At 74.5% G+C, this 8,001-nt stretch carries 7 protein-coding genes; 3 read left to right on the top strand and 4 right to left on the bottom strand.

All coding sequences use genetic code 11. The features are described 5' to 3' along the window. Positions 1–494, top strand: a 494-nt coding sequence (locus tag D6689_04240) for a hypothetical protein (GenBank protein ID RMH43759.1), incomplete at its 5' end; no start/stop codon positions are given. Here D6689_04240 and D6689_04235 read toward each other — a convergent pair. Continuing rightward, positions 448–708 carry a hypothetical protein gene (locus tag D6689_04235; GenBank protein ID RMH43758.1) on the bottom strand — a complete coding sequence of 87 codons (261 nt, stop codon included), beginning with the start codon at positions 706–708 and terminating at the stop codon, positions 448–450. The two genes, D6689_04240 and D6689_04235, sit on opposite strands and share 47 nt — an antisense overlap. Before the next feature lie 47 nt (positions 709–755). Continuing rightward, positions 756–2,432, bottom strand: coding sequence for a hypothetical protein (locus D6689_04230; protein ID RMH43757.1), 1,677 nt, complete (start codon positions 2,430–2,432; stop codon positions 756–758). A gap of 517 nt (positions 2,433–2,949) precedes the next feature. Between D6689_04230 and D6689_04225 the strand changes: the two genes are divergently transcribed. Then, complete coding sequence (locus D6689_04225) at positions 2,950–4,248, top strand: sigma-70 family RNA polymerase sigma factor (GenBank protein ID RMH43760.1); 1,299 nt, start codon at positions 2,950–2,952, stop codon at positions 4,246–4,248. A gap of 1 nt (position 4,249) precedes the next feature. Here D6689_04225 and D6689_04220 read toward each other — a convergent pair whose 3' ends face one another. Continuing rightward, positions 4,250–4,744: a YchJ family protein gene (locus D6689_04220; GenBank protein RMH43756.1), complete on the bottom strand. Its 495-nt coding sequence runs from the start codon at positions 4,742–4,744 to the stop codon at positions 4,250–4,252. A 19-nt stretch (positions 4,745–4,763) separates the two neighbouring features. Between D6689_04220 and grxD the strand changes: the two genes are divergently transcribed. Then, positions 4,764–5,693: a Grx4 family monothiol glutaredoxin gene (gene grxD / locus D6689_04215; GenBank protein RMH43755.1), complete on the top strand. Its 930-nt coding sequence runs from the start codon at positions 4,764–4,766 to the stop codon at positions 5,691–5,693. A gap of 189 nt (positions 5,694–5,882) precedes the next feature. On the opposite strand, the gene D6689_04210 is transcribed toward grxD, so the two are convergent. Further along, positions 5,883–7,913 (bottom strand): ABC transporter ATP-binding protein, encoded by a 2,031-nt coding sequence (locus D6689_04210; protein RMH43754.1) that lies wholly within the window; start codon positions 7,911–7,913, stop codon positions 5,883–5,885. Positions 7,914–8,001 lie beyond the last annotated feature (88 nt).

Genomic DNA, 8,001 nt, shown 5'->3' with positions numbered 1-8,001 from the left:
TCTCCGCGCCGGCCGCCGCCCCGACCGCGGCGGTGCACGCGCCAGCCGCCCCCGCGGCCGCGCCGACCGCCGCCGCGAGCGCCACGGCCCCGACCGCGGCCGGCCCGCCGCCGGCCGCCGCCGCGCACGCTGCCTCGCCGGCGGTCGCGCCACCGGCGGCTCGGCCCGCGGACCGCGCGCCACCGGCGCCGGCGGCGTTCGATCCCGACGCCGGCGCACGCGCCGCCCTCGCCGCCGCAACCGACTGCGTGGCGCCGGAGCGCCGCGCCGGCGGCGTCACGTTCGGCGCGTCCCTCGTCTACCGCGCGTCCGACGGCCTGTCGCACCGCGTCTACTTCGGCCGCGCCGACGCGCTCGCCCCGGCCGAGCGCGCCTGCATCGCCCGCGCGCTCGTCGGCATCTCCGCCGGCGCCCCGCCGCCGCGCAACACGGTCGTCGTCCACACGTTCACGATCGACGACCGCGGCGGCCGCGTGCGCGCTCGGGCGCGCTGACCGCCGCGCGGCGTCCCGGCGACCGGGTACACGACGCGACCGCGCCGGCGGCGCCGTGTGCGCCCGCGCGCGACGCCGCGCGACCGCGCTGGCGCGCGCGGGGCCCGCGGACGCGCGGCGCCGCGCGCGGGGCGACCGCGATGTCGCGCTCGCCCTCGCACGTCCCGGGGACCGCGCGAGCTTGGCATGTCGCAACGCGCCGCGCGGACGGCAACGGCCGGCGGTCGGAATGCCGGAGTGCGAGCGCGTCGATGTCGGCGATCAGTCTCGGGGCGGGGTCACGTCGGTCGGTGGCGGCGGTGGCGGTCCGGCGGCGGCTCCGTCGTCGAGCGACGACATCGCCGCGATGCTGTCGAACGGCATCGTGAACCGGACCAGCCACGACGACTCGGTGAACCCGACCCCAAACGCCATCTCGATCGGCGCGCTCCGCTCGCCGGCCCTGAGCGCCCCGGCGATCGCGCCTATGTCGACCCACACGACGACGCTCTCGCGGCGTTCGCGCGCCGCCTGCACCGCCGCGAGCTTCGATCCGTGGCCCCGCGTACCGGCGGCCAACCTGTCGATCTCGGCGCGCATTCGAGCGGCGGCGTCCGGCGCCGTGATGCCGACCAGGTAGCCGTCGACCGCGGCGACCGTCATGGTCGCCGACGCGTACCACCGGGCGATCTGGGGCGCGATCGCGGCCGTCGCGGCCTCGTCCTGGCTCAACGACAACTTGTACGCGTCGACGGGGACGTCCCGGTAGGTGAACGCCGGCGTGGCGATCGGCTCGGTCCGGACGCCGCCGGCGCCCCAGCCTGCCGCCGCGGCAAACGCGCGATGCAGGCGCAGCGCTTGTGCCCCGTCGCGCACGGCATACGCCGTGAGCATCCGCATCGGCGACAGATCCAACCTGAGCGCGGTCGGCCCCGCGCTCTGGCTCGCGAGCTGTTTCCACAGCGAGTCGGCTTCGGGGTCCGCGCCCAGCGCCGGCAGCAGGCGGCTGAAGATCTCCGCGTAGGCATCCGCGAGCGGCCCCATTTGGACGTCGCCGGCGACGAACGCGGCCGCGCCGGTGACATCGAACACGTCGAGGATCGCGAAATCGCTCGGCCGCTGCGCGCTCGCGATCTTCGCCATCGTCGACCCCGGCGCCCCGCGGATCTCGAACGCGACCGTCAGGTCGCCCGCGCCGACTTCGAACGACAACGACGCCGCGTCGGCCTGTCGCACGCACGCTTCGATCACGTCGACGCCGACGTTCCCGGACACCGACTCGTTCTGGCTCGGCGCGCGCAGAGTTGCGCGCTTCATCGCGAGGATGAACCCGTCGATCTCGGCCGGGTATCGGGCGCGCAGCCGATCGACGGACACCGTGACGGTCACGTGCGCGGGCGGCTTGCGGGCGGCGAGCACGCGCACCGCGTAGTCGCCCGTCGCCGCCACCGCGCCGGGCGCCCCGACGACCGCGACGCGGCCGCGGGCGTCGGCGGTGACGCCGGCGCCGTCGGCCCAGCGCCGCAGCGCGGCCGCGTCCGCCACGCCGACGAGCGCGACGATCGGCGCGTCGGTCGTGCGCGGGTCGACGAACAGCAGCCAGATCGGCTGGTCGTAGTCGACGCCCTCGACTGGACCGGCGCCGAACATCGCGCCGAAACCGACGCCCAGCGCGCTGTCGTCGAGCGGCGGGGGCTCGCCGCGGATGCCGCGCCCCGCACGGACGACGTCGGCCAGCGCCTGGCGCGCGTTGGGCACGACCGCGACGCCGAGCAGGTCGGGCGGCGCGTCGGCGGCGATCGGCGCGATCAGCGGCGCCGGCCTGGGCAGCGCGGGCTGGGGCGCCGCCGCGCCGCGAGCGGTCTCGGCGGCCGCCGGCGCGCGAGCGGTCGGCTTGGCGCCGCCGCCGCACGCCAGCCAGCCGGCGGTTGCGAGGAGGACACATGCCTTGCGGATCATGCGCGAGGCGTACCACACGACGGCTCCTCCCCTCAAAGGCGATCCGCGCGGCGCGCGACGGCCGGCACCGCGGCGCCCGAACCCGGCGCACCGCGCCATCGAAGGATCCCCCGCGGCGCCGTGCCGCCCTCGCAGGCGGGCCGACGCCACGCTGTGGGGTCAGCCGTGCGGCCGCGACGACCACGGCGGCGGCACGCCGACGGGGTCCGCGGCCGTTGGGGCGCCGTCCGGCGCCGCCACTTGCCCCCCGCTGTGGCCGCGGGTCACCGTCGATAAGTGGGTCGATAGGCGGACAGTTCGATGGTGGCAGCAGCAACGACCTTCGGCCGCCGGCGCACGCCGGCGTTCTTCATCGCCGACCGGACCGCACGGGTTTGCAGCGCGTCGGCGAGCGCGGCGCCGTCGCGCGCGGCGAACTGCACCACCGCGCGGCGCGGGTCGGCCCGGTCCTGCGCGACCAGCGTCGCGACGACGCCGAGGCCGGGCCAGTCCGCCGCCGCGTCGAACGCCGCCTGCCATGCGTCGACATCGTCCACCTCGTAGACCGCGACCACCGTGTCGACCGCGCCGTCGCCCGGCTCCGGCAGGTCGACGGCGCCGCGGTCGCGCACCAGCCACTGGTCGACGCGCTTGGCGTCCCCTGCCGCCGCCAGCGCCCCCGCGCGCGCCTCCGCGGCCGCGAGGTCGGCGAGCCCGGCGTCGTCCGTACCGACGATGCGGCACACGATCGTATCGCCGCGGACGGCGAGCCAGTGCAGCGCCACGCCCGCCTCTTGCCGGTCGTCGGCGCGCTCGTCGAACGTATGCTTCCAGCCGTCGACGTCGCGCGCGCGCCACACCTCGATCAAGCTCGTCGTGTCGCGCAGCGGCGCGTCCCGCTCGGGCGCGGCCGGCGCCGCGTCGATCCGATCGGGCAGTTCGGCCAGTGGCGCCGGCCGATCGGGAGCCGGCTGGGGCGCGGCCGGCCGGTCGTCCCCGCCGCACGCGGACACCGCGGCGAGCGCCCACGCGACCGCTGACGCGCGAAGCCACCTGCGAGCGAACACGAGTGCATTGTAGCCAACGGCGCCCGCCAACGGGGTGCGCGCGCAGGCAACCCAGCGAAATCACGCACCGATGCGGTTTTTCCAAACCCGCCGGCCGCCGGGCGCGTCTAATACGGCACATGCCACCTCGCGCCACAGACGCCGCCGCGGCCCTCGTCGCGGCCGCGCAGGCGGGCGACCGGCGCGCGTTCGGAGAGCTGGTGCGGCGCTATCGCCCGCGCATCCTCGCGCTCGCCCTCCACCTGACCGGCAGCGAGTCCGACGCCGAGGACGTGGCGCAGGAGGTGTTCCTCGGCGCGTTTCGCGCGCTCGATCGCTTCGAAGGGCGCAGCCACTTCTTTACGTGGCTGTACCGGATGGCGATCAACCGCTCGCTCAACGCGCGGCGCAGTCGCCACCGGCGGCGCGAAACCGACATGGACGACCCTCGCGTCGAGCGCGCGGTCGCGGTCGACGCCGCCGGCGATCCGCGCCGCGCCACCGAGCTGCGGCGCCTGTACGGGCGGCTGTTGGTCGCGCTCGACCGGTTGCCCGAGGAGGTCAAGGCGTCCGTCGTGCTCGTCACCCTGCAGGGCCTCAGCCACGCCGAGGCGGCGGTCGTCCAGGGCTGTGCGCCGGGCACCGTCGCGTGGCGGATCCACGAGGCGCGCAAGCGCCTGCGGAAGGCCGTCGAGCCGCGCGCGCTGGGCGGGCGCCGCCGCACGGCGCTGTCGTCGGGGCTCCAGCGGCTGTTGGCCGAGCTGCGGCTGCCGGTCCCGACCGGCGCGTGACTCAACGGCCGCAGCAGCGCTTGTACTTCGCGCCGCTGCCGCAGGGGCACGGATCGTTGCGGCCGATCTTCGGCGCGTCGCGCACGACGGTCTTCGGCTTGACCAGCGCGCCGTCGACGAACACCCACCGCCCGTCGCAGCGGCGGAACTGGGCGCGCTCGTGGTGGGCCGCGTCCGCACCGCGCAGGCGGTACCGCGCGACGAACTCCACGACGCCTTCGTCGTCATCGGGACCACCCGCCTCCGTCGCGACGATCTCGAGCCCGAGCCACTCGGCCGACTTGGACCACGCCTCGGTGGCATCGCGATCCACGTCACCCGCGGTGGCCGGATCGTGGGTTTGCAGGATGTAGTCGACCGCGCCGGTCGCGTACGCGCTGTAGCGCGATCGCATCAGCTGCTCCGCGGTCTCGGCGGACGCCTCCCCGCGAATCAGCGGACCGCAGCACCGGTCGAACTCGGCGTCGTTTCCGCACGGGCATTGCACGGCCGACATCTTATGGTATGTCGCGGCCATGAGTCTCGACCCCGCCACCCGCGAGCGCATCGAATCGCTGATCCAGACCCACCCCGTCGTTCTGTTCATGAAGGGCACGCGGTCGTTTCCGCAGTGCGGATTCTCAGCGACCGTCGTGCAGATCCTCGATCAGATCATTCCGGGCGGCTACGAGACGGTCAACGTGCTGGCCGACCCGGCGATCCGCGAGGGCATCAAGGTCTATTCGAACTGGCCCACGATTCCGCAGCTGTACGTCAACCAGACGTTCATCGGCGGCTGCGACATCGTCCGCGAGATGTACGAGGCCGGCGAGCTGCACGACGCGCTCGGCGTCAAGCCGGACGACGTCGCGCCGCCGGCGCTGCACGTGACGGAGGCGGCGGCCGAGGCGCTGCGCCGCGCCGTCACCGACGCCGGCGACGGGACGGCCGTCCACCTGCTGGTCGACGGCCAGTGGCAGCACGGCCTCGACCTCGGTCCGCGCGGCGCGCGCGACCTGGCCGTGGAGGTCGCCGGCGTGCCGTTCGCCGTGCCGCCGGCCCTCGCCCGGCGGCTCGACGGCGTCACGATCGACTTCGTCGACGGCCCCGGCGGCGGCTTCCGCATCGACAACCCGAACGCGCCCCCGCGCGTGCAGCCGCTGTCGGTCGCCGAACTCAAGGCGAAGCTCGACGCGGGCGAGCCGATCCAATTGTTGGACGTGCGCACCCAGCGCGAGCGCGACATCGCCGCGATCGCCGGATCCCGGCTGCTCGACGACGACGTGCGCCGCGAAGTCGAGGCGATGCCGAAGGACACGCCGCTCGTGCTCTACTGCCACCACGGCGTCCGCAGCCGGCAGGCAGCCGAGTACTTCCTGCGCCAGGGGTTCCGCACCGTGTACAACGTCGTCGGCGGGATCGACGCGTGGGCGGCCCACATCGACCCGTCGATGCGGCGCTACTGACGTCGATGCGGCGTTGCCGGCGCCGATGCGGCGCCGGCGGCGTTGGACCAGATCGGACCGGCCCGCTTGCCTCATCGGCCCGCCTCGCCGGCCCGGCGAGGCGGATCGCGATCGTGGATCGCGGCCGGTGCACTCCGAGTCGCCGACCGGCCCGCCGCGCGCCCGGGCCGACCCGGGGCCGTTTGGCCGTCACCGGCCGGCGTCGAACGCGGCGCGCGCCGCGTCGAGTTCCTCGACGGCGTGCTCCCACCGCGCCGTGAGTTCCTCGAGCTTGCGCGCGTCCGCCTGGTAGGCGCCGAGCAGCTCGTCGCGACGGGCGGCGTCGGCGTACACGGCGGGATCCGACAGCGCGGTGCCGCGCTCCTTCTGCGCCCGCTCGATCGCCTCGATGCGCGCCTCGAGGTCGGCGACCTTGCGCTCGAGCGGACCGAGCACGGCCGCGCGCCGCTTGCGCGCCTCGGCCTGCCGCCGGCGCCGCTCGCGGTCCCGGCCGCGCCCGCGTTCGGCCGGCCGGGCCGCGTCGCCGGCCGCCGGCGCCTCCGCCCGGCTCGCCGCGGCGGCCGCCTCCGCCCGCTGCGCGCCGCTCGCGGCCTGCTCGAGCCGCAACCGTTGACTATACATGTAATCGTCGAGCGTGCCGGGGTATGTCTCGACACGGCCGTCCTCGATGTTCCAGATCTTGGTGGCGAGCGCGCGGATCAGCCGGCGATTGTGGCTCACGAACACGACGGTGCCGCCGTAGTCGGCCAGCGACTCGGCGAGCGCCTCGCTCGACTCGAGATCGAGATGGTTGGTCGGCTCGTCCATCAGCAGCAGCGTGCCGGGGTTGATCAGCAGTTTCGCCAGCGCGACGCGCGCGCGCTCCCCGCCGGACAACACCGCGATCGGCTTGTCCACGGCGTCCCCGGAAAACAACAGCGCCCCCAGCACCGCCCGCACGCGCGTCGGCGTGGCCTCGGGATTGACGCGGGCGACCTCGTCGTAGACGGTCGATTCGGGATGCAGCGTGTCCGCGTGGTGCTGCGCGTAGTAGCCGACCTGCACGTCGCGGCCGACGCGGACGGTCCCCGCGTCCGCCGCCAGCTCGCCCGCCAGGATCTTGAGGAGCGTGGTCTTGCCGGCGCCGTTGGGGCCGATGATGCCGATCTTGTCGCCGCGCTGGACGAACAGGTCGACCCCGGAAAACACGACGTGATCGCCGTAGGCCTTGACCAGCCCCTCGACCTTGACGACCTCGTTGACCGTGCGCGGCACTGCGGGGAACCGAATCCGCATGGTCTGGCGAGTCGGGATCACCTCGATCTCCTCCATGCGTTCGAGCTGCTTGGCGCGACTTTGCGCCTGGCGCGCCTTGCTCGCCTTCGCGCGGAACCGCTCGACGAAGCGCTCCATCCGCTCGCGCTCCTTCTCCTGGTTGCGCGCGCGGTTGCGCAGCACCTCCTCCTCCTCGGCCCGGTGTCGGCGATACTGGTCGAAGTTGCCGTTGTACTGGCGAAACCCCTCCGGTTCGAACGCCGCGACGCGATCGATCTGCTCGTTGAGGAACTCGCGGTCGTGCGAGATCAACACGAAAGCGCGGTTGTAGCGCTGCAAGAAGCCGCTGAGCCACGCGACCGATGGCATGTCGAGGTGGTTGGTCGGCTCGTCGAGAAGGAGCAGATCCGGCTGTTGAAACAACAACGATGCGAGCACCGCCCGCATCTTCCAGCCGCCGGACAGCTCGGCGATGCTGCGGTCGCGCTCGTCGGCGCGAAACCCGAGACCGGCGAGGATGCGCAGGGCTTCGTGCTCGGCGAAGAACCGCTCGAAATGATCGAGGCGCTCGTGGACGTCCGCGACGCGCGCCGCCAGCTCCATCAGTTCCTCCTCACCGGCGCCCGCGCCCGACGCGCGTTCGAGGTCGCGTTCGGCGTCGGCCAGTTCGCGATCCAGGTCGGCGCGGCCGGGGACGCTCGACAAGACGAACTCGGCTAGCGGCAGATCGCCCGTCACGGCGAGGTCCTGGGGCAGGTAGCCGACGCGCAGCCGGCGGGCGCGGTGGATGTCGCCGCTGTCGACGGCCTGTTCGCCGGCGAGCACGCGCAGCAGGGTGGTCTTGCCGGAGCCGTTCGGACCGACCAGGCCGATGCGGTCGCGATCGCCGATGCGCAGGCTGAGCCCGTCGAACACGGTCTGGCCGCCGAAGGCCAGGCGCAGGTTGTCGAGGATGACGAGGCTCACGGGGACGGGTTTATAGCAGGGGGAGGCGAGCGGCTCGCGCGCGGGCCAGAGCCGGGCGTGCGCGGGGCGCGTGCCGGGTGGCGTGGGG

The organism is Deltaproteobacteria bacterium (assembly GCA_003696105.1).
In the GTDB taxonomy this organism is placed as follows: Bacteria; Myxococcota_A; Polyangia; order Haliangiales; family J016; genus J016.
This window is presented reverse-complemented; position numbering and strand designations above follow the sequence as displayed.

Excerpts from the sequence above, each read along its gene's own strand:
- D6689_04230 (RMH43757.1), bottom strand. The coding sequence starts at position 2,432 with ATGATCCGCAAGGCATGTGTCCTCCTCGCAACCGCCGGCTGGCTGGCG.
- D6689_04225 (RMH43760.1), top strand. The coding sequence starts at position 2,950 with ATGCGTCGACATCGTCCACCTCGTAGACCGCGACCACCGTGTCGACCG.
- D6689_04220 (RMH43756.1), bottom strand. The coding sequence starts at position 4,744 with ATGTCGGCCGTGCAATGCCCGTGCGGAAACGACGCCGAGTTCGACCGG.
- grxD (RMH43755.1), top strand. The coding sequence starts at position 4,764 with ATGAGTCTCGACCCCGCCACCCGCGAGCGCATCGAATCGCTGATCCAG.